17 protein-coding genes and 1 tRNA gene are annotated in these 20,789 nt (G+C 65.4%); 4 read left to right on the forward strand and 14 right to left on the reverse strand.

Annotated features, from left to right (window positions below; all coding sequences use genetic code 11):
- Positions 1-37 precede the first annotated feature (37 nt).
- Positions 38-1,501: an LVIVD repeat-containing protein gene (locus EPL01_RS18710; protein WP_135826811.1), complete on the forward strand. Its 1,464-nt coding sequence runs from the start codon at positions 38-40 to the stop codon at positions 1,499-1,501.
- A 40-nt stretch (positions 1,502-1,541) separates the two neighbouring features.
- On the forward strand, positions 1,542-1,904 hold the full coding sequence (locus EPL01_RS18715) for a NifU family protein (protein ID WP_135826812.1): 363 nt from the start codon (positions 1,542-1,544) through the stop codon (positions 1,902-1,904).
- 88 nt (positions 1,905-1,992) lie between these two features.
- Here the strand turns inward: EPL01_RS18715 and EPL01_RS18720 are convergent, their stop codons facing one another.
- From EPL01_RS18720 to EPL01_RS18770, 11 genes are all read right to left on the reverse strand, one after another.
- Entirely contained in the window at positions 1,993-2,388 is a 396-nt protein-coding gene (locus EPL01_RS18720; protein ID WP_135826813.1) for a DUF5611 family protein, read from the reverse strand.
- An 87-nt stretch (positions 2,389-2,475) separates the two neighbouring features.
- A complete protein-coding gene (locus EPL01_RS18725) occupies positions 2,476-3,648 on the reverse strand; it encodes a DUF7093 family protein (protein WP_135826814.1) in 1,173 nt (390 codons plus the stop codon).
- A gap of 394 nt (positions 3,649-4,042) precedes the next feature.
- A complete protein-coding gene (locus EPL01_RS18730; RefSeq protein ID WP_135826815.1) occupies positions 4,043-7,480 on the reverse strand; it encodes an ATP-dependent helicase in 3,438 nt (1,145 codons plus the stop codon).
- On the reverse strand, positions 7,477-8,442 hold the full coding sequence (locus EPL01_RS18735; RefSeq protein ID WP_210424194.1) for a hypothetical protein: 966 nt from the start codon (positions 8,440-8,442) through the stop codon (positions 7,477-7,479). Before EPL01_RS18735 ends, EPL01_RS18730 begins: the two co-directional genes overlap by 4 nt.
- Positions 8,442-10,649, reverse strand: coding sequence for a PD-(D/E)XK nuclease family protein (locus EPL01_RS18740; RefSeq protein WP_135826816.1), 2,208 nt, complete (start codon positions 10,647-10,649; stop codon positions 8,442-8,444). The genes EPL01_RS18735 and EPL01_RS18740 overlap by 1 nt, the downstream gene beginning before the upstream one ends.
- Positions 10,650-11,154: 505 nt before the next feature.
- Positions 11,155-11,226 (reverse strand) — tRNA-Ala (locus EPL01_RS18745).
- 174 nt (positions 11,227-11,400) lie between these two features.
- Entirely contained in the window at positions 11,401-11,973 is a 573-nt protein-coding gene (locus tag EPL01_RS18750) for a rhomboid family intramembrane serine protease (protein WP_135826918.1), read from the reverse strand.
- 298 nt (positions 11,974-12,271) lie between these two features.
- Positions 12,272-12,580: a 30S ribosomal protein S10 gene (gene rpsJ, locus EPL01_RS18755; protein ID WP_115864703.1), complete on the reverse strand. Its 309-nt coding sequence runs from the start codon at positions 12,578-12,580 to the stop codon at positions 12,272-12,274.
- A 3-nt stretch (positions 12,581-12,583) separates the two neighbouring features.
- Complete coding sequence (tuf, locus tag EPL01_RS18760; RefSeq protein ID WP_135826817.1) at positions 12,584-13,852, reverse strand: translation elongation factor EF-1 subunit alpha; 1,269 nt, start codon at positions 13,850-13,852, stop codon at positions 12,584-12,586.
- 256 nt (positions 13,853-14,108) lie between these two features.
- Positions 14,109-15,059 (reverse strand): homoserine dehydrogenase, encoded by a 951-nt coding sequence (locus tag EPL01_RS18765; RefSeq protein WP_135826818.1) that lies wholly within the window; start codon positions 15,057-15,059, stop codon positions 14,109-14,111.
- Positions 15,060-15,147: 88 nt separating this feature from the next.
- On the reverse strand, positions 15,148-15,690 hold the full coding sequence (locus EPL01_RS18770; RefSeq protein ID WP_135826819.1) for an amino acid-binding protein: 543 nt from the start codon (positions 15,688-15,690) through the stop codon (positions 15,148-15,150).
- Between the two features lie 150 nt (positions 15,691-15,840).
- On the opposite strand from EPL01_RS18770, the gene EPL01_RS18775 reads away from it, so the two are divergent.
- Positions 15,841-16,143, forward strand: coding sequence for a hypothetical protein (locus EPL01_RS18775; protein WP_135826820.1), 303 nt, complete (start codon positions 15,841-15,843; stop codon positions 16,141-16,143).
- Between the two features lie 397 nt (positions 16,144-16,540).
- Here EPL01_RS18775 and EPL01_RS21855 read toward each other — a convergent pair whose 3' ends face one another.
- Positions 16,541-16,678: a hypothetical protein gene (locus EPL01_RS21855; RefSeq protein WP_168215954.1), complete on the reverse strand. Its 138-nt coding sequence runs from the start codon at positions 16,676-16,678 to the stop codon at positions 16,541-16,543.
- 147 nt (positions 16,679-16,825) lie between these two features.
- The gene (locus EPL01_RS18780) at positions 16,826-19,012 is read right to left on the reverse strand and encodes an elongation factor EF-2 (RefSeq protein WP_135826821.1); all 2,187 of its coding nucleotides are present in this window, start codon (positions 19,010-19,012) and stop codon (positions 16,826-16,828) included.
- Positions 19,013-19,212: 200 nt separating this feature from the next.
- Between EPL01_RS18780 and EPL01_RS18785 the strand changes: the two genes are divergently transcribed.
- A complete protein-coding gene (locus EPL01_RS18785) occupies positions 19,213-19,983 on the forward strand; it encodes a DUF5781 family protein (protein ID WP_135826822.1) in 771 nt (256 codons plus the stop codon).
- A 3-nt stretch (positions 19,984-19,986) separates the two neighbouring features.
- Here the strand turns inward: EPL01_RS18785 and EPL01_RS18790 are convergent, their stop codons facing one another.
- The gene (locus tag EPL01_RS18790; RefSeq protein WP_246045757.1) at positions 19,987-20,784 is read right to left on the reverse strand and encodes a phosphatase PAP2 family protein; all 798 of its coding nucleotides are present in this window, start codon (positions 20,782-20,784) and stop codon (positions 19,987-19,989) included.
- Positions 20,785-20,789 lie beyond the last annotated feature (5 nt).

Consider the following 20,789-nt stretch of genomic DNA (forward strand, 5'->3'; position numbering starts at 1 on the left):
CCTCCCTTTTATCCTGTTCCGGGCCGTCAATACGCCCATGCAACGGCGTGCGTTTCTTCGGGGGGTCGCGGGGTCGGTCGCGCTCGGAACAGCAGGAACGGTCGCAGGGGTCGAGACGACGACTGCTCACCCGGGACCCTACAGTCCGCTCGGGAGCATCCCCGTCGAGAACGCCAGAGAGGCGGTTCCCGACCCGAGCGGGAAGTACGCCTACGTCGCCGCGACCGACGGGTTCGCGGTCGTGGACGTCCAGATTCCCAGCGACCCGCGACTCGTCTTCGAGAAGCGCGGCCTGCTCTCGGACCGCGAGACCGGGCCGCTGAGACTGATTCAGGACGTGAAAGTCGAGGGCGACCGACTGGTCGCGGCCGGTCCGGCCAACCCGATTCAGGGCGACGTGCTTCAGGGGTTCGTCCTCTACGACGTGAGCGACCCGGCGAACCCCTCCCAAATCGCCTTCCACGAGACCGACTTCCCGATTCACAACTGCTTCATCCGAGACGGTATCGTCTACCTCACCGGCAACAACGGAGCGACCAATCCGCTCGTGATGGTCGACGTGAGCGACGGGAACCCCGAGGAGGTCGGGCGCTGGTCGCTCGCCTCCCGAAACGAGGCGTGGCGCGAGGTCCCCTCGGGCGTCTGGACGCTCCACGACGTGTGGGTCCGGAACGGGACGGCGTACCTCTCACACTGGGACGCCGGAACCTACCTCGTGGACGTGAGCGACCCCGCGAATCCGCAGTTCCGGGCGCGAATCGGCGGGCGACCGCTCGGAGAACTCCGGAAGATTCCGAGCGAGGAGGCCCGGATTCACGTCATCCGACTCCCCGGCAACGCCCACTACGCGATGACGAACGAGGACGGGAGCCTGCTGGGTATCAACAAGGAAGCGTGGGCGGCCGACGGGAAGGGCGGCCCCGGCGGCATCGACCTCTGGGACGCCTCCGACCCCGGGAATCCCCGGAAGCTCTCGACCATCGACCCTCCGGCCACGTCCAGTCCCTCCATCGGCGGGACGTGGACCACCTCGCACAACTTCGACATCGTGGGGAATCGACTGTTCTCGTCGTGGTATCAGGGCGGCGTGAAGATTCACGACATCTCGGACCCCGCGAACCCCACCGAGTTGGCGTGGTGGCGCATGCCCGACGAAGCGTCGTTCTGGACCGCCAAGCGCGCGAGCGAGCGATTCTTCGTCGCCAGTAGCTACGGGCGGCGCGACAACGGGAAGGGCGGCCTCTACACCTTCCCGATAGAGGACGCGAGGAACAAACCCCAGAAGGACCCCCCGGCGCTGACGACGACCGGTGGAAACCAGTCCGCGAACCGAGCGACCGAGACCGCGACTTCCGGCGAGGCCGCCCTCAGCGGCGACACCACGACCGCCGAATCGGGCGACACGACGGATTCGTCCGCGGGGAGCGCGTCCGGCCTCGGGATTTCGGCGGGCGTCGCGGCGCTCCTCGGGGCGGGCGCGTGGCGGCGGTACCGGGAATAAACCCAAAGTCCTACGACCCGCAGGCCCCTACACTCAGTTCATGACCGAAGACGACGACTCGCTGAAGGCTCGGGTCGAGCGGTGGCTGACCGGGCAGATGCCCATCATCAGCATGCACGGCGGCGAGAGCGCGGTGCAGAAGGCCGACCCCGATAGCGGCGAGGTCGTCGTCGAACTCGGCGGCGCGTGTTCGGGGTGTGCTATCAGCCCGCGGACCGCCCAGAACATCAAACTCGACCTCGCCAAGGACTTCGAGGAGGTCGAGGACGTGACCGTCCGAGTCGCCGACGACGGGACCGGCGGGTGGGACGTCGACCAACCGGAGAGCGTGATGGGCATCGACCGCAACGAGGGCGGACGCGGGGGTCGCGGCGAGGGGTCGCCCAACAGCGACCACTTCTGAGCGACCACTTCTGAGAATACTGGCTTTGCGACGCTTTCCGCTCCGCTCGTCGGCTATCGAGAAGAGAGAATTCGAGGGGAGCGCCGATTTACGAGACGCCGTCGGGTTTCTCGGCGTCGTCCTCGACCTGCCGCTTCATCGAGTCGCGGCGGGCCTTGGCGTCGCGGCCGGTGGCTTCCAGCAGGAAAGTGTTCTTCTTGTCCACGGCGTCGGCGGCGGCGTCGGCGTTGCCCTCGGCGATGACCTCCTCGGCGTCGCGCTCCTCGAAGTGGACCGCGAGTTTGTCCTTCTTGCCGCTGTACTCGGCGGCACCGGCCAGAATTTTGTCGAAGACCGGGTTGTCGGGGTCCTCGACCACGTAGAGTTCGTGGCCGTTGTGCTCCTCGGTGCCGGTGACTTCGCCGAAGAACTCCTCGACTTTCGCTTTCATGTCCGGGACGCGGTCCTCAAGATGTTCGCCGCGTCGCATCTTGTACTCCTTCATGGTAATCTCCCATTGGACAGGGTGGTGTAAACCCTTTTCGCGTCGTTCTCCCTCTTGAATCCGACGTTCTGGTCTCGAACGTCGTCGCTACTCTTGGGCGATGTATCCACGACTGCAATCGGGGCAGATGTCGCCAGCGCGGAGCGATGACCCCGAGACCGCCTCTCGGTAGTCGCACTCGGGGCAGACGAACTCGGCGTCCACGTCGGGGTCTTTAGAAGGCCCCGACAGCGAGGGGGCGTCCGCGCCCGCCGAGATGCCCGACGAGAAGTCGGCCCCGCTCGCGCCGGTGTCCTGACTCCGCAGGGCGTCGCCCTCGGCGTTGACGAACTCGACCTCCTCGGACTCGTCGTCGTCCACCTCCGGGGCGGACTCTGGCGTGAGGCCGCCGCCGAAGTCCACGTCCGCGCTCTCGGAGTTGGCCGGTCCGGCGTCGAACCCCTCGTCGTCCTCGCGGCCGACCGAGGGCCACTCGCGGGGGCTGTCGTCGGTCTCGGCGGGATGGGTAGTGTCCGCGTCGGGCCACTCGCCGGGCGTCCGGTCGCCGTCGCTGGCGCTGGACCCCGAATCCCCGTCGTCGTCCAGAATGACGCCGTCGTCGTCCGCGGCCGACGGGCCTTGCTCGAAGTCGCCCTCGGCCGTCGAGGAGGTGTCGCTCCCGCCGGACGCGCTGGACGTGTTGGACGCGCCGGAGCGAGATGCGCCAGACCCACCGGAGGAGGTGTTCGCCTCCGAGGCTTCGCTCCGGGCCGACTGCTCGGCGGACCCCGACGAGTCGCTCGAACTCGGCGAGTCGTCGATGATTTCGGCGTCGTCGCCAGCCGCGTCGGCGTCCGCGCCCATCTGCACGTCGGGATGGGACGACGGGGACGAGGAGGCGCGACCGGTCCCCGCGGCGGGGCCGCCCGTGGTTCGTCCGTCGCTGGCGTTCGGTCCGCTCGCGTTGGCTCCGCCCGCCGCGCGGCCACCGCTCGCGTCGGAGGCCCCACCCGCGCCGGAGGCGTTACTCGCGGGTGAGTTGGCGGCCGAGCCGGAGGACTGGTCGCCCGCCACGTCGGACTCGGCGGACTCGAGGTCGGGAGCGGGCGACTGGATGGCGGTCACTTCCTTGTTCTCGGTCACGACCTTCCGGTCGCCGCACCGCTCGCACTCCTCGAACTCGCGGACGGTGACGACGACTTCGCTTCCCTGCTCCTCGCGTTCCCGTTCGATTTCTGCCTCCCCGTAGCTGTGGCCGAGGAGCGAACACCTGAGACTCATCGTGCTTTTCCTTACGTTCATGCATGGTAAACCCTGTGTTTCGGTGTATGCCGCGCGTCAGACGGCGGCGAGAAGCCAACTCGATTCGGTGCAACCCCATTCCATCACCGAACCAGCACACTGCTTTTATACCGGTACTCTCGGAATCAACCCGTTTCGGTTTAGTTTCGGGAACTAAACCGGAATCGGTTGATTTTGAAAACTCAGGAGTTATTAACTGTTCTTCTGGGGTCAGGAGACGAGCGTCTCTCGAATCCACCCCGAGCCGGTACCACAGCGACGGTCCGGAAAGTCCAGAACACTACGTTGAGCAACCTACACCGATATTTAAAGTATTCATATGATTCCTAAAGAAACATTTAGATATGCCATTCGCTACTTCGAGCGAGGAGCCTCACTCTGCCCGGAACTCGTCGTCGTAGGCGAACTCGTCACCGGGACACCCGAGCGAGCGATGCTCGCAGTACTCGCAGTGGGGACCGGGCGTGTAGTTGTCGAACGAGGAGTCGTCGGCGGCGCGGAGGTCCTCGCGGAGGTCCGCCCACATCTCGGCCAACTCCTCGGCGGTGAACAACTGGGTGTCCGGCCCGGCCTCGCCGACGTAGACGTAGCCAGCGTGGGTGACCTCGGCGTCGAACCGGTCGCAGGCCCGGACGTAGAGCTGTAACTGGTGGCTCTCCTCGAAGCTCTTCGTGGCGTAGCTGGTCTTGTAGTCGACGACCGCGAGGCCGCCGTCGGGGTGGTCCCGAACCGAGTCGATGTAGCCGGTGACCGCGCCGTCGACCTCGGGCACGTCGTCAATCTCGATGGGGACCTCGACACCGACCGCCGACCACTCGGACGCGCGGGTCTCGAAGTACCGGTCGATGCAGTCCAGCGCCGGGTCGAGCGCGTGGGCGAGGTCCTCGCTCCGGGCCAGCCAGCGACACGCCTCCTTCCACTCGCCGACCTCGTCGTAGTCGCGCCAGTAGGCCAGTTCCGCGACGGCGTGGAACAGCGACCCCACGTCGGTCCGGTGATGGCCGGACGAATCCGGTCCCGACCCCGACCGCGGGTCGGGGAAGGCACCAACCACGTGGTCGAGGACGTGCTTGCGCTCGCAGTCCCGGACCGCTTCGAGCGCGGTGTGACTGTGCTGGCGCGACAGTTCCACGTCGAGTTCCTGCCCGAGCGGCGCGTCGGCGAACCGCGAGGTGTCGGTGTCGTCGTCCGCCAGCGTCCCGGCGACGACCTCGTCGGCGAACTTCAGCGTGTCTTCGAGCGCCTCCTCGGTCGATAGCTCCCGACCGTAGTAGGTAATCGTGCCGGGGTCCTCGTCCACGCCCCGGTTGACGACTTCCGTATAGTCGCGGACGGCCTCGGGGTTGGCCTCGGCAATCTCGTCGTAGCTGTCCGTCAGGGCCTCCCAGACGCGCATTCGGGGACCCTCCGACGACCACGCTATCGGCGCGTCGCTGTCGGCACCCGCCAGCAGGTCGTCTATCATCCGCGCGGTCGGGTCGTCGTCGGACACGTCGTTGCCGAACAGGAAGAGGTTCTCCTTGGCGCGGGTGATGGCGACGTGGAGGACGCGCCACTCTTCGGCGACCTGCGACTCCCGGCAGTCGCCCCGGAGGGGGTCGTCGAGTTCGCCCGCCACGTCCTCGACCAGCACGTCGTAGTTGTAGAGTTTCTCCTGATACCGCGAGAGCGTGATGTGGCCGAAGTCCTCCTCGGTGAGGAAGGGCACCAAGACCGTGTCGAAGTCTAACCCCTTGGCCTGATGAATCGTCATCACGTCCACGGCGTCCTCGGACTCGGGACCGGTGCTGGTGGCGGTGTCGTCACTTCCGGCCAGCAGGTGCGCCCGGCGCTCCAGATGGGTGACGAACTCGTCGGTGAGACGCGACTGGACTGGACTGTCGTTGAACGACGAAATCAACCGCTCGATGTTGTGGAGCGCGTCGCGGTCCACGTCGCGGAGGAACCACTCGATTCGGGTCTCGCGCTTGAGGTGGCGGTAGAGTTCCGAAATCGAGTGGGTCGCCGAGACCTCTTGGAGGGTCTCGTAGTCCGCCATCGCCTCGGCCACCGCGTCGGGGTCCGCCAGTTCGTCCTCGGCGTCACCAGCGCCAGCGAGGGCGTCGTACCCCTCGGGAATCGTCTCACCGGCCCGGAGGAGACCGTCCACGTCGGCCTCCGGAACCCGGTAGAGGTGCAACAGCACGCGCTGCCAACTCACGTCGTCGCCCGGCGAGACCAGTATTCGGAGGTACGACAGGACGGTCCGAAGGCCCTGACTCAGGTCGCTGGCCGTGTCGTCCGACAGCGTGTAAGGAATGCTGTCGGCGTCGAGTTGCTCGGCAACTTCACGGGCCTGTTTGTTTCGGCGGACCAGCACCGCGATGTCCGAGAGGTCCCGGCCGGTCACGTCGTCGAACCGGCCCGTCAGCAGGTTCGAAATCGCCGTGCTGACCTGTTCGGTGGTCTGTTCCTCCTCGCTATCGACCTTGAAGACGTTCGGCGGTGCCGGGTCCCTGTTCGACTCGATGGTCTGCTTCCCGCGGCCGAGATTGTTCGTCAGGTCCAAAATCGGCTGGCGCGACCGGAAGTTGAGTTCGAGGTCGATTGCCTCGAAGGAGTCGGGCAGGTTCGACATGTTCTCGGGGTCTTGGCCCCGCCACTCGTGGATGGCCTGGTCGCTGTCGCCGACGACAACGATGTCGAGGTCGTCGCGCAACTCCTCGACCAGTTCGAGTTGGGACTCGTCGGTGTCCTGAAACTCATCGCAGTAGACGGCGTCCCACTGGCCAAGCACGTCGTCTCGGACCGTCTCGTCCCTGAGGAGCGAGACGGCCTCGTGGATGAGTTCGTCGTAGTCGAAGGCCCCTCGTTCGTCCAAGACCTCGGTGTAGGCCTCGTAAGCGTCCACGAAGGCCCGCGAGCGACGGAGCATGTGGACGAACTCAGTAAGGCGACCCATCGGGGTTTGTTTTACCGATTTTATCTGATTGTCATTGAAGAGGACCTCGGGAAGTAACTCCTCAGCTTTGGCCAGATCATCGGTTGCCCGAAAGTGGTCAGCCGCGTTCTCGGCGGTGTCGCCCATCGCTTCGAGGTGGTCACTAACGACCGAGTGGATATGGTCTGGAGCGTCGAACTGGTCGGCCTTTCGGTAGTAGACGCGGGCTAGCTGGTCGCACCGCTCGGCTATCTCGTCACTCTTACTCCAGAGGTCGTTTTTATCCACACCGACAACCTCTGAGGCCATCTCTCGAAGAGCCTCAACCAATCCAAGGAGGTCCCGAAGGTCGTCGTCCGCCGGGAGGTACGCCCGAACGTCGTCGGGCGCGACCGCCTCTCGGCGCATGCGTTCGACGAACGTCTTCAGCCCGGCGATTCCGGCGGTGCGGTCGTCCACGCCGCCGGGGAGCGGCCTGCCCGGTGCGACGAACGAGAAATCGACCTCGTCGTAGACCGACTCGATGAGGTTCGGCCGGTCCTCCTCGGTGACGAGCTCGAACTCGGGCGAGACGCCGAGGTAGTAGGCGTAGTCCCGAAGCAACTGGTAGGCGAACGAGTGGTAGGTGTAAACGTCCACCTCGAAGGCGTCGTCCGGGCCGAGGTTCTCCCGGAGTTTGTCCTGAATCGCGTGGGCGGCCTCGTTGGCGAACGTGAGGACCAGCAACCTGCTCGGGGGCGTCTCCCGCTCTCGAATCTCCTTTCGGAGTCGCTCGACCATCGTCGTGGTCTTGCCGGACCCGGCGACGGCCTCTACCTTGTGTGCGCTTCCGGTGGCGTTTATGACGGCGGGTTGGTTTCCTTTCGGGTCGAAGGTGCTGTCGTCAGTCATCGGGACTCCTCCGAGGAGAACTCGGGCGATTGCGGTCGGCCGGGCGATTCGTCGGCGGCGCGGTGGCGGTCGGTGAACGAGAGTTCGGATTCGAGGTAGTCGGGGCAGGCGTTCTGGTACGCGCAGTACGAACACGACGAGTCGATAATCTCGTCGAACTGCCACTCTCTGGGGTCGGTCTCACCGCTCAGAAGCGCCGCGGCCCGGTCGGCGACCAGCGCGTTCACGTCGGCCCGTTCCTCGTCGTAGGCACCCCCGAAGTGACGCTGTTCGACGTCGACGTAAATCTCGCCGGGAGCGTCGTAGGCGGGCCGACTGTCTTCGAGGAGCGAGACGTAGGCGAAGTCATAGTTCGGCCCCAGTCCGTGTTCGTTCATCAGCCCCCGGATGACGATGGCCGCCCTGACGAGACTGCCGATTTGCCGGGGATAGAATCCCTCGCCCTCCTCGAAGCGCCGGACGTTGTCGTCGTACCACCCGACGTTCAGCACGCCGTGCAGGTTCGGCCGGTAGTCGAGCGCGAGATAGCCGCCGTCGCGCTCGACCACGGCGTCGATTGTCGTCTCGTATCGGACACCGCCGCGCTCGTAGCCGACCGTCTCGTCGGCCGCGACTAACCGCTCGCCGTGTTCGTGTCCATCGGCGTCGAAGTAGGCCGCGATGGCGGCCGCGACGACCTCGCCGTCGTACCGCGCCTGTTCGTCCACGAGGTACGACGACGGAGACGAGCGACGTAGCTCCTCGAACCGGTCGCAGGCCGCCGCGGTGCGCTCGTCCGGCGATGCATCGTCGAGACGCAGGCCCGCGATAATCGACCCGCGCAACAGCACTCGACGGTGTTCGTCGCGGCGGTCGAGACTCTCCTTCGGCGGAGACACCGGGCGCTCGTGTTCGAACTCGTACTTTCGCGGACACTCGAGGTGGGACGCGATTTGGGCCGCCGTGACGACGTCGTCGGCCATCACTCACCACCCCCCGTCGCGGCGGGACTTCCGTCTCGGTTCGCGTCCCGATTTTCACCACGGTCCTCGTCGGGACGAACCGCCCCGCGGGCGAGGTCGAACTGGGTCCGGACCGCCCGCTCGAACCGGGGGTTCACGTCGTCGCTGTCGTCCAGCACTCGCTGAATCGCCGCGAGGGTCTCCTCGGCGGATTCGAGTTCGACCTCGCCGCCGGTGCTGGCCTCGGCCTGCACTTCTTCGAGTTCGTGCCACGGTTGGGACAAAATCTCGGTCGAGGCCTTCCCGAGGGTGTGGATGTCCCGGTCTTCGCCAGCACCTTCGACCGTTTCGAGCGTCAGGGCGGGATGGTTCTGGACGGCGCGGAGGTAGCGCGAGCGATGTTGTCGTCGGCCGACAGCGCCCTGCGACTGCTCGTAGGTGCAGAAGTAGAGACACTCTTCGGCGGCCCGGGCACCGATGGCGAGTTGGCGTCGAGCGCGTTCGTCGTGATACCGCTCGAACTCGTCGCCGGAGACGTCCGCGACCGTCGCGTAGGTGTCGGTGACCTCGTCGTCGGTCGGGCGAGTGACCGCCGGATACCCCTCCATCTGGGTTATCCACGTCGTCGGAAAGAGCGGCGAGAGCATCTCCTCGCCCGGATACTCGGCGTCTACGACGTTGAGGAGGAAGACGGCCTTTCGAGAGTCGTTCTTGACCAGCGCCGTGTCGCCAACGGTGACCCCGCCCTCCGCGACGTTGACCTCGGCGGTGTGGGCGTAGGGCGCGTCGTAGGTGATGGCGCGTTTGAGCATCTGAGCGAACTGGTACCAGTTGCTTTCGAGGAAGTCCTGTTCGTCCACGAACTCGGCGATAGAGACGAGCCGGGAGATGTTCCGGAACTGCTCGCGGGCGTCGATGTCGGCGGTCTCCTCGGCGATTCGTCGCTTGAGGTCGGTCGTGACTATCCAGTTTTTGAGGCTCTCGGCCACCGAGCGGGGGTCTACGCACTCGTCGATGAGGTCGTCGTCCACGTCCGGAACGCGGGCCGTCAGGAGGTCGAAGGCGTGGTTCTCGTCGTCGATGTGGTACTGGGCGAGGGCGTGGAGTTCGCGGACCGCCAAGTCCTGTTCGAGACCGTTGACCCCGGCCGAGGCGGTCGGCACTCCCGAGCGTCGGAGAATCCGGCGGACGCGGGGCATGGGGTCGCCGATGGTCCGGAGCAGGACCGCGAAGTCGTCGTACTCCCAGCCGTGCTTCCCGCGGAGGTACTCGATTTCGTTGGCGACCTCCTCGACCTGCTGGTCCAGCGTGGCCGCCTCGACGAGGCGGGCGGTCGCCTCGCCGTCGCAGTCGCCGGTCGCCAGAAACGCGCCGAACTGCTGGCCGACCGTCTCGCGTTCGGACTCCGAAACCGAGTCTCGGGCGGCATCGCTGGTCGTGTGGTCCACCACGGTAAGCCCGTCGGCGAGGCGCTCGACGCCGCCGGGTTCCTTCTTCACGCGTTCGATGCTGGCCTGATTCTCGGCGACGCAGTAGAGGTCCGCGTTCCGCGTCAGCGACGCCAGATACGCCCGGTCGATTGCGACGCACTCCTCGAACTCCGCGACCACCACCGCGTCGAACTCGCGTTCGACCTGCTCGCGGACGCCGGGTCGGTCGATGGCCTCGACGGCCCGCGAAATCGTGTCGGCCTGCTCGACGAGACCTCGCTGGTCCAGTTTCTCGTGAAACGAGTCGTTCACGTCCGCGAGTTCCGCGAGGAGGTCGTCGTACTCGCCCACCTGGTCGGGCAGGTCGAACCCGCCCTGCCACGCGGCGTCGAGGAGCAACTGACCCACGTCGCGGCCGAACGAGTCGTGTTCGCTGGCGGTCTCGAAGTACGACGACCAGTTGTAGCCGTCGAGGACCCGGGCGAGGAATTCGATGCGCTCCTCGTAGGAGAGGAGGCGCTTGTCGGGAGCGGCCTCGTGGAGGACGGTGGCGGCGTGGCGGGGGAGCGACTGGACGTTCGGGCGAACCGAGCAGTCGGCCCGCTCGCGGAGGTCGGCCGTGAACTCGGCGACGCCGTTCGGGAGGCGCTTGAGGACCAACACGTCTTGGGGCTTGTCGACCGCATCGAGGGCCTCATCGAAGACGGCCGCGACGCGGTCGGCGAGCGAACCGCCCTCGAACGGGAGAACGTGGAGCGTCCCGTCGAGCGAGGGAGTCTGTCGTGGCGTACTCTGCATTGGCTATAATCCGGGCATTACTGCACCATCGTAAATAGATGTCTGTATTCGTGTAGCTGCGGAATTATAACCGTTCTACAGAACAGGGGAAGCGCGGCTACTCGGTGCTGTCAGGCCATCGACTGTCCCGCGAACGAACCGAGTGAGCGGACCGAGGAGCGACCAACGGGAGCGACGCAGGGGTTTCATCAACGGTTTACAAGGCCGCTCCTCTCGGGGCGCGGCCGAAGTAAAAGGTTGTAGTGGCCTCGCTGGGACTGAGCAAACGCGGTTCGTTTGCGAGGGTCAGCGAGTCCACGACTGTCGGACTGAACAAAGTGAACAAGACAGGAGTGGACTCGCTGGGATTTGAACCCGGAACCAGACGGTCCGGGCATGCGGCGCTTCGCGCCGGTCCGGGCGTGCGACTGGTAGGGGTTCAAATCGGCTCGTCACGACGTTGCGCTCGCAGAAGTGGCGAGTACACGCTACGCGGTACTCGCCGTGTTGCTCGCGCAAAAGGTAGTGGACTCGCTGGGATTTGAACCCAGGGCCTCTTCCTTGCGAAGGAAGCGATCTACCGCTGATCTACGAGCCCGCGAACGCAATAGTTCGTAGCGCGCCCACTTATTAGAACCTTATGTTTCGGGGCGGGCGTGGCGGTCGGTTGCACGGTAGCGTCGAGAAACGAGTGCAGGCCGGTGACACGATAGGGCAATTGTCAAGACAGTATTCTTGCTTCTATAAGCAATCAAAACAATTCCCTCGCCGATTACGCGCGAAGCAGGCGCACTCGACCGGCCAGCAACCCGAGCGCGAACCCGGCGAAGTGCGCGACCAGCGCCACGCCCGGACCGGCCGTGAGCATCGTCACGCCCACGGCCAGCACCAGCAGGAGCGCGATGCGCGCTCGGCCGCTGAGGGGGAGCCACCGGAGAACCGTGTCCGTCACGGGGTTGCCCGCGAGGAGGTACCCCACCAACCCGAACACCGCGCCGCTGGCACCGAGGACCGCCGTCGCGCCGCCGACGAGTCCCGAGACGACCACCTGCGCGAGGCCCGCGGCCATGCCGACTCCGGCGAAGAAGACGTGGTAGCGCCACGCGGTCGTGACGCGCTCGACGGCGAAGCCGACCAGCAGGAGGACCACCGCGTTCGAGACGAGGTGCGGGACGCTGGCGTGAGCGTAGACGCTGGCCAGCAGGGTCCACGGTCGGACGGAAATCGGCGGCGCGAGGACGAACAGGCCGAACGCGAGGCGCTGGGAGACGAACCCCACGGCCTGCTGGACCGCGAAGACGACCAGAAACACCGCGAGCGTCTGGACCGTCGGACTGCCGACCAACCAGCCCGAGGATTCCGACGACTCGCGCTCGGCCGCCTCGGAGTCGTCGTACCGGTAGCTCACGGCTCTCCTCCGCGAGCGAGAGACCAGTCGGTAGCCGGTACGGGAGACCGTCGAACCGCGTGCCTCGGCCGTCGCACGCACGCCGATTCGTCCGGCGCGGTCAAAAAGACCGGGGAGCGTTCGCGTCGCGCGTGCGCGGCTGTTCGAAGCGAAGAAAGTGAGAAGTTTCCGCCGGTCGAATCGGCGGGTGAGGTGCGAACTCCCTCGAACTGACAGGAACGGGGAACCCCGTCCCTCAGTCCTCGAGGACGATTTCGATGCTGACGTCGTTCGGAACCTGAATCCGCATCAGCTGACGGAGGGCGCGTTCGTCGGCGTCGATGTCGATGAGACGCTTGTGGACGCGCATCTCCCAGTGCTCCCACGTCGCGGTCCCTTCACCGTCGGGGGACTTGCGAGTGGGAACCTCCAGCGTCTTGGTCGGGAGCGGGATGGGTCCGGAGAGCGAAACGCCGGTCTTGTTGGCGATTTCGCGGACATCGTCGCAGATGTCGTCTAAGTCTTCCGGACTGGTTCCCGCCAGTCGGACGCGTGCTTGCTGCATGCGTTATGGCTCGTTGACGCTGAGGACCTTGCCAGCCGCGATGGTCTGACCCATGTCACGGATGGCGAAGCTGCCGAGTTCCGGAATCTCGGACGACGGCTCGATGCTGAGGGGCTTCTGCGGTCGGACCGTCACGACGGCAGCGTCACCGGACTGGATGAAGTCGGGGTTCTCCTCGGCGACCTCGCCCGACGAGGGGTCCATCTTCTTGTCGATGGATTCGATGGTACACGCGACCTGCGCCGTGTGGGCGTGGAAGACCGGCGTGTAACCGTCCGTGATGACGCTCGGGTGCTGCATCACGACGATCTGGGCCTGGAAGGTCTCGGCGACCGACGGCGGGTCGTCGGCGGGACCACAGACGTCACCGCGGCGGATGTCGTCCTTACCGATGCCGCGGACGTTGAATCCGACGTTGTCACCGGGTTCGGCCTTGGGCACCTCTTCGTGGTGCATCTCGATGGTCTTGACTTCGCCACCCACGTCGCTGGGCTGGAAGCTGACGTTGTCGCCCGTGTTCAGGGTACCCGTCTCGATACGTCCGACGGGGACGGTACCGATGCCGGAAATCGTGTAGACGTCCTGAATCGGGAGGCGGAGGTCGGCGTTCGTCGGCGGCTCGGGCTCTTCGAGACCGTTGAGGGCCTCGAGGAGAATCTCGCCGTCGTACCAGTCGGTGTTGTCGGACTCCTCGGCGATGTTGTCGCCCTCGAAGGCCGAAATCGGGATGAAGCTGGCGTCCTCGGTGCCGAACTGGACCTGCTTGAGCAGCTCCTCAACCTCGGCGACGACCTCGTTGAACTTGGACTCCTCGTAGTCGACGATGTCCATCTTGTTGACACCGACGATGAGCTCGTCGATGCCGAGGGTGCGGGCCAGGAAGACGTGTTCCTGGGTCTGGGGCGCGACACCGTCGTCGGCGGCGACGACGAGGACGGCGTTGTCGGCCTGGGACGCGCCCGTGATCATGTTCTTCACGAAGTCGCGGTGGCCCGGACAGTCGACGATGGTGAAGTAGTAATCGTCGGTGTCGAACTCCTGGTGGGCGATGTCGATGGTGACACCACGCTCTCGCTCCTCGGCGAGGTTGTCCATGACGTAGGCGAACTCGAAGCCGCCCTTGCCCTTCTCTTCTGCTTCTTCCTTGTGCTGTTCGATGACGTGCTCGGGTACGCTCCCCGTCTCGTAGAGGAGTCGTCCGACCAACGTACTCTTTCCGTGGTCAACGTGGCCGATGATGGCCAAGTTCTGGTGCGGTTTGTCTTCGCTCATTTGTATCTCACGCGCAGACGCGCTCTGTCGGAATCTTTTGGCAGAAGCGGTTAAAACCATTTCGATACGCTATGCTGTCGGCCCCGCCGCCGTCCCGCGGTTATTGCTAGACTATCGCATGATTCCGGCCGCGCCGCGAAAAATCAATCGGAACGACGCCCATGCAACAGACTGGTCCCGTCGGTCTGCGATAGAAATAGGACTTGTCAGGTCACAATTTCGGGGGAGAACGCCCCGTCGGCCCAGCGGTCGATGCTCAGAGTCCGAGTCGGTTCACGTCCGCGAGGACCGCGGTCGCGGTCTCCGGTCCGCCCGCGCCCCGGCCGCTGAGGTTGAGCCGCCCCGCGTGGTCGGTCTCCAGTTGGACGATGTTGCGCGTGCCCGAGACCGCCAGCGTCCCGTTTTCGGGCACGAGGCGCGGCCCGACCCGGACGCCCTCCGGTCCGGCCTCGCCGATGAGTCGGATGGTCCGGCCGTCCTCGCCCGCGAGGTCCAGCGCGTTGCCCGGCAGCTGTTCGATGCCCTCGACCTCGGCGTCGTCCAGCGAGTACTCGCGGTCGCCCTCGCTCAGCACGTTCGCCAGAATCACGCACTTGAGCGCCGCGTCGGTTCCGTTCACGTCGAAGGAGGGGTCGGCCTCCGCGACGCCGAGGTCTTGGGCCTCGGCGAGGACGTGTTCGTAGCCCAGTCCCTCGGCGGCCATCCGCGAGAGGACGAAGTTCGCGGTCCCGTTCAGAACCCCACGCGCGGCCGAGATGGTCTCGGGGCCGTAGTCCTCGATAGTCGAGAGGACCGGAATCGCGCCGCCGACCGTGGCCTCGAACCGGACCGACGCCTCGCTCTCTCGCTCCAGTTCGCGCAGGTCGGCGTACCGCTCGGCGACCGGTCCCTTGTTCGCCAGCACGACGTGGCGGTCGCGTTCGAGCGCCGTCCGGACGTGGCCGAATCCGGGTTGGGCGTCGCCGAGCGTCGTCGGCGTCGCCTCGACCAGCGCGTCGTACTCGGCGTCGAGCGCGTCCTCGGGAGCCGCGTCTCCCACGCGACCCTCCTCGTCCTTCTCCGCGAGCGCGCTCGCCACGTCGATGCCGTCCGAATCCACCGCCGCGCTGGTCGAGTCCGCGAGTGCGGTGACCTCGTGGCCGTACTCGCCAGCGAGGTCCGCGACCGACCGGCCGACCGCGCCCGCGCCGAGGACAGCCAACTTCACGCGATCCACCCCCGGTGGCGAGTGTGAGCTCGAAAGTCGCAGCCCCGCGCAGGGAGCAGAGCGACCGAGCAGGAACGTCTTTCGGCGTTCATGCCGACCCCTCCAGTTCCGTCAGGGGTTCGACCACGCGCAGGTCCTTCCGGTCGGCCACCTCGCGGACCGCGGCGACGACCTCGCCGGTCTTGCCGGTCTCGGCCGCCAACCGGAGGCGGGCGCTGGCGACCTCACTCGTGCCGCCGGGCGCGGACAGCGACACGTCGGCGACCGACGCCTCGGCGTTCTCCTCGATGAACGAGAGCGTCTCCGAGAAGTCGGTCTCGATGACGTTGCCCACGAGGAGAACCGTGACCTCCTCGCCGTATCGCTCCGCGCCCGCCCGAATCACGTTGACGCCCGCGTCCCGCAGGTCCGCGACCAGCGCGTCGAACCGGTCCTGCGGGCATTCGAGGTCTACCTCGACCGGGATGTGTCCTCGGGGCGTCAGCGACCCGCGCTCGTGGAACACCGACAGCAGGTTGCCGCCGTTCTCGGCGATGGGTCCGAGCGCGGCCAGCAGTTCGCCGGGTTCGTCTACCAGTTCGAGTCGAACCGTGTAGGCCCGCACTTCTGAAGAACTCGCGTCGTCACTCATTGCCTATCCTCTCACTCGCGGGTAGGGATAAGGCTTCAGACGGTTGCAATACTGACCAGCGTTTCTCATTGTTGGATGGCGCGAGTGCGAGACCCGGACGAATGTAATTTCGAAAACCTTTCGACTACGTATTCACTTTCGATACGTGAAATGAGCTACAAATCTGCAACAGAACGACAGGACGCGACTCAGCCACCGTATCGGAAACTCGTTGCATGGGGTCTCGGCCTCGCCGTAATGAACGGACCGGGACTGTTCTGGTTGTACATCGTCGTGGACGCTCTCCGACAGGCCCCTTCGATGGACTACTGGTTCGGACCGACGCCGAGCGGGGACATGGCAGTCTTCACCGAGTACATCGGTGCGGTCGTTCTATTCGTCGTTTGGACCGCTCTCGTTCTGGCGCTGTTCGCACGACCCCTCCGTGAGACGATGAGCGAGGTTCGGGCGTAATCGAGGACCCATTTTCTACCACCGGTATCTCGCCCCTTCACTTTCGACACTCGGAGCCACCGACTGAGATGGTAACTGTTAACAACCATCTAGCCAGCATATAACCAAATCGGGAGCCAGCGTGGAGACTCACGAGGCGATGACCCGAACTCGCACTTCGAGCGAAACCGAGCGTGACGAAGCGACCGAACACCCCTGTGCGTTCTGCGATACGATATTCGACGCGAGTGAACAATCAACTTGTCCGACGTGCGAGGCTGAAGTCGTCCTCCGCGGAAAACGGTAGTCGAGAGCAGTCTCCGGACGGGCAGTCTATACAATCTGTCCGGACGGCCAGTTCAAACTCGGACAAAACAGTCGCTCGCGCCGATGCCAGCAACCACGTCCCCTATCGCAACTACTCCTTGGCGGGAACCTTCGAAACCTCGGAAGGATACTCGCCGCTGGCGGACACGAGCGCCCAGACGGCCGCGACGACGCCGACCCACAGGAGGATGACGATACCGACCCAGAGGAGGACGACCATGGGAAGCATGACTCTCGTGCGTTCGTATGTTACCGAATGGCTTGGTTATACATCGCCTACGCCGGTCTTAGGCGGTCCGTACGCGGCACGGTCGAACCACGGCCGAAGCTCGGGGGTCGGTCCGAGCGCAGCGAAAACGAAAGACGGCGAGAGAGATTAGAAGTAGTCGATGGCTTCGGGCAGTTCGAGCTTCATGCCCTTGCGCTCGCGGATCTCCATGATGGTCTCCTCCTGGAGGTTGTCGGCCATCACGCGGAATCCGGCGTTCTCGGTGTTCCACGACGCGCGACCCTCGGTGGCGCTACGGATGTCCGAGGAGAACCCGATCATCTCGTCGACCGGCGCGACGCCTTCGACGACCATCAGGTCGCCCTCTTGGTACATGTCGTCGACGCGGCCACGACGGCCCTGAATCTCGCCGGAGGCCGCACCCATGTGTTCGTTGGGCACGTCGATGCGGACGTTCTGGATCGGCTCGAGGAGCTTGACGTGACCGTGGACGAGGGCGTTGTGGACCGCGTTACGGACCGCAGGGATGACCTGGGCCGGACCGCGGTGGATAGTGTCCTCGTGGAGCTTGGCGTCCTGCAGGCGCAGGAGCGTGCCCTGAACGGGTTCGGCGGCCAGCGGACCGTCGTTGAGCGCCTCTTCGAGGCCCTCGATGACGAGTTCCATCGTCTCGTTGAGGTGCTGGATACCCTTCGTGTCGTCGATGAGGATGTTGGTCCCGTGGATGTGTTCGACGTTCTGGCTGGTGTCCTTGTCCATGCCCGCCTCTTGGAGGACCTCACGGCGCTCCTGCTCGGGCATGTCCATCGAGACGTCGCCCAGCTTCACCTTCTCGACCAACTCCTCGTCGAGGGGTTCGGCCTTGATGTAGAAGCGGTTGTGGCGGTTCGGCGAGATACCCTCGATGGTCTCGGTGCCCTGCTGGATGGCCTCGCGGAAGACGACGATGGGTTCACCGGTGTTGACCGGGATGCCCTGGTTGCGCTCGATGCGCTGAGTGATGACTTCGAGGTGAAGCTCACCCTGCCCGGAGATGAGGTGTTCGCCGGTGTCCTCGTTGATCTCGATCTGGATAGTCGGGTCCTCTTTGGAGACCTGTCGGAGCGTCTCGATGAGCTTCGGCAGGTCGTCCATGTTCTTCGCCTCGACGGACTTCGTGATGACCGGCTCCGAGATGTGCTCGATGGACTCGAAGGGCGTCATCTCGACGCTGGAGACGGTCGAACCCGCGATGGCGTCCTTGAGACCGGTGACGGCCGCGATGTTACCGGCGGGTACGCGGTCTACCTCCTCGCGCTCGCCACCCATGTAGATGCCGACGCTCTGGACGCGGTTCTTGCCCGCGGTCCCGGAGACGTAGAGTTCCTGACCCTTCTCCAGCGTGCCCGAGAAGACACGACCCGCGGCGATTTCGCCCGCGTGGGGGTCGATACCGATGTCGGTGACCATCAGGACGACTTCGCCCTCTTCGTCGACGAGGCGCATGCCCTCCGCGAGTTCGGACTCGTCGTCGCCGCGCCAGATGCGCGGGATACGGCGGGGCTGGGCCTCGATGGGGTCGGGGAAGTGCTCACAGACCATGTCGAGGACGACGTCCGAGAGCGGCGTGCGCTCGTGAAGCTCTTTGCGCTTGTCGGCGCGCTCGAGTTCCATGATGTCGCCGAAGTCCATGCCGGTGCGCTGCATCGAGGGCATCGAAACGCCCCACTTGTAGAGGGCCGACCCGAAGCCGACGGTGCCCTCCTCGACGGAGACCGTCCAGTCCTCGACGTCGTCCATCTCCTCGGTCATGCCGCGAATCAGCTCGTTCACGTCGTCGATGACGTTGAGGAGACGGCGCTGCATCTCTTCGGGGCCTTCCTGAAGCTCGGAGATGAGGCGGTCGACCTTGTTGATGAACAGGGTCGGCTTGACGCCTTCGCGGAGCGCCTGTCGCAGGACCGTCTCGGTCTGGGGCATCGCGCCCTCGACGGCGTCAACGACCACGAGCGCACCGTCGACGGCGCGCATCGCTCGGGTCACGTCGCCACCGAAGTCGACGTGGCCCGGCGTGTCGATGAGGTTGATGAGGTGTTCTTGGTCCTCGTACTCGTGAGTCATGGACACGTTCGCGGCGTCGATGGTGATACCGCGTTCCTGCTCGTCCTCCTCGGTGTCCATCATCAGCTGCGTCGCTTCACCCTGGTCGGCAATCATGCCAGCACCGGCCAGCAGATTGTCGGTCAGCGTGGTCTTACCGTGGTCGACGTGTGCGGCGATAGCGATGTTCCGGATGTGCTCCGGTTTGTCCATCAGTCGCTCACACTGTTCGACGATCTTCTTTCGTCTTCCCATTATGGGTCTTCTACCCGAAGGAAGTTGAAAAGCGTAGTGTTTCGCCGCGAGAGACCGTGTGAGGGAGTACCGTGGACGATTCGGGTGAAATAAACCGAGCGTTTGGACGGCCTGAAATCGTCGGGGTCTCGGTCAGGCACCGGCAACGCCGCGCAACCAACGCAAGAGTCATACCGGACGAAGCCTTGGTAAGGTTACGCATGGAGGTTCACGTCCACGGTCCCGGTCCGGCCGCGCCCTTCCTCCGCGCCCGCGACCTCTTCGAGACCGAGTACGACCTCGACTCGCCAGTCCACGTCCGCATCCGGGAGAACCCCGACGAGCGAACGTGGACCGCCCACCCCGACGACCACGTGCTGAACATCTCTCGACAGGCCGCGACCAGCGCGATGGCCCGCGAACTCGCCTTACACGAGTTCGCCCACATGGCCCGCCACGAGGAGGCCCACCCCTCTCACACCCAATCGACCGAGGAGGTCCTCTTCCTCGCGCTGGCCGGTAACTCGGTCGAGCGCAGGCGAGTGACCCACTGCTATCAGATCGCCAATCACATGAAGGACATCTACGCCGACGACATCACCCTCCGAGTCGGCCCGACGCACAAACTCGTCTCCTTCCTCGAATCCGAACTCGCGTCCGCCGTGGCCGACCAGCCGACCCGCGAACGCGAGGGGGCTGGCAGGGAGCGCGACGGCCTCCGCCTGACCAGCACGTCGGACCCGGAGATGACCGCGGTCAACGCCGCCTTCGCCCTCGCGCTGGTCGAGCGCCACGACCTCGTGGACTCGGACCACCGGCTCTACGACCTCGCCCACGCCGCCGCCAACGACGCGCCGGAGGTCAGTCTGGCCGAGTTCAAACACCGCTTCAAGTCGCTCGGGCCGGACCCCGACGAGAGCGAGTACCGGCGCTCGCTGGTCGAGGCCACCCGAGAGTTCGCGGTGGGAGGGAAAGAACAAGCCGCGGACTGAGCCTCACTCGGCGTCCGAGACGTATCGGTCGGCGACCCAGACGCTCAGGACCGCGAGGGCGGTGCCAGCCACAACGTCCGTCCCCCAGTGGATGCCGAGATACATCGTGGCGGCGACGACGCTACCCGCCACCAGCGTCGAGACGTAGAACCAGCCGCGGTAGGTGTCCCTCGTCTGGGCGGCGAGTAGTGCGACCGTGACCGACAGCGAGGTGTGAAGCGACGGGAAGACGTTGGTGTTGCTGTTGACCTCGCTGGTCAGTAGCTGATACTTCGGATACGTCGTGAACAACAGCGAATCCACCAGTTCGGGCATGAGGTTCCGGGGACCGTACGCGATGAACAGCAGGTAACTGACGACCCCGAGACCGTAGTTGACGCCGTAGGCGACGATGGTCCGGCGGAGCGGCCCGCCGTCGTCGAGCGCGAAGTACGCCAACAGCGGGAAGACGAGCAGGAACACGTAGCCGTAGACGTAGACCATCGAGAAGTACGCGGTCAGCGCGGGGCCGACGAGCGCGGACTGGAACTGGGCGACGAACGACCCCTCTATCGCGTGGATGGTCCCGGTGACGTTCCAGCCGACGACCCACGAGAACTGCGGGCCGAAATCTCGAATCACGCTGTTGAGGACGAGGAGCGCGCCGAGCCCCCCGAGATGAGGAGTGACGCCGCGAACTCGCTCCGGGGCCGCCTGCGGGAGGCGGGCCAACCGCTCGCGGCCGACAAGCACGGGGAGCGCGACGCCGAGCAGGCCGAAGACGACGGCGACCACCTGCGCGAGGACGCGAACTGGAATCACGTTGA

Origin of the sequence: Halorussus ruber, from assembly GCF_004765785.1 — an archaeon.
GTDB lineage: Archaea > Halobacteriota > Halobacteria > Halobacteriales > Haladaptataceae > Halorussus > Halorussus ruber.

What these genes read in the sequence shown, in the direction of transcription:
- EPL01_RS18710 (WP_135826811.1), top strand. Translation starts at nt 38, where the DNA reads ATGCAACGGCGTGCGTTTCTTCGGGGGGTCGCGGGGTCGGTCGCGCTC.
- EPL01_RS18715 (WP_135826812.1), top strand. Translation starts at nt 1,542, where the DNA reads ATGACCGAAGACGACGACTCGCTGAAGGCTCGGGTCGAGCGGTGGCTG.
- EPL01_RS18720 (WP_135826813.1), bottom strand. Translation starts at nt 2,388, where the DNA reads ATGAAGGAGTACAAGATGCGACGCGGCGAACATCTTGAGGACCGCGTC.
- EPL01_RS18725 (WP_135826814.1), bottom strand. Translation starts at nt 3,648, where the DNA reads ATGAGTCTCAGGTGTTCGCTCCTCGGCCACAGCTACGGGGAGGCAGAA.
- EPL01_RS18730 (WP_135826815.1), bottom strand. Translation starts at nt 7,480, where the DNA reads ATGACTGACGACAGCACCTTCGACCCGAAAGGAAACCAACCCGCCGTC.
- EPL01_RS18735 (WP_210424194.1), bottom strand. Translation starts at nt 8,442, where the DNA reads ATGGCCGACGACGTCGTCACGGCGGCCCAAATCGCGTCCCACCTCGAG.
- EPL01_RS18740 (WP_135826816.1), bottom strand. Translation starts at nt 10,649, where the DNA reads ATGCAGAGTACGCCACGACAGACTCCCTCGCTCGACGGGACGCTCCAC.
- rpsJ (WP_115864703.1), bottom strand. Translation starts at nt 12,580, where the DNA reads ATGCAGCAAGCACGCGTCCGACTGGCGGGAACCAGTCCGGAAGACTTA.
- tuf (WP_135826817.1), bottom strand. Translation starts at nt 13,852, where the DNA reads ATGAGCGAAGACAAACCGCACCAGAACTTGGCCATCATCGGCCACGTT.
- EPL01_RS18770 (WP_135826819.1), bottom strand. Translation starts at nt 15,690, where the DNA reads ATGAGTGACGACGCGAGTTCTTCAGAAGTGCGGGCCTACACGGTTCGA.
- EPL01_RS18775 (WP_135826820.1), top strand. Translation starts at nt 15,841, where the DNA reads ATGAGCTACAAATCTGCAACAGAACGACAGGACGCGACTCAGCCACCG.
- EPL01_RS21855 (WP_168215954.1), bottom strand. Translation starts at nt 16,678, where the DNA reads ATGCTTCCCATGGTCGTCCTCCTCTGGGTCGGTATCGTCATCCTCCTG.
- EPL01_RS18780 (WP_135826821.1), bottom strand. Translation starts at nt 19,012, where the DNA reads ATGGGAAGACGAAAGAAGATCGTCGAACAGTGTGAGCGACTGATGGAC.
- EPL01_RS18785 (WP_135826822.1), top strand. Translation starts at nt 19,213, where the DNA reads ATGGAGGTTCACGTCCACGGTCCCGGTCCGGCCGCGCCCTTCCTCCGC.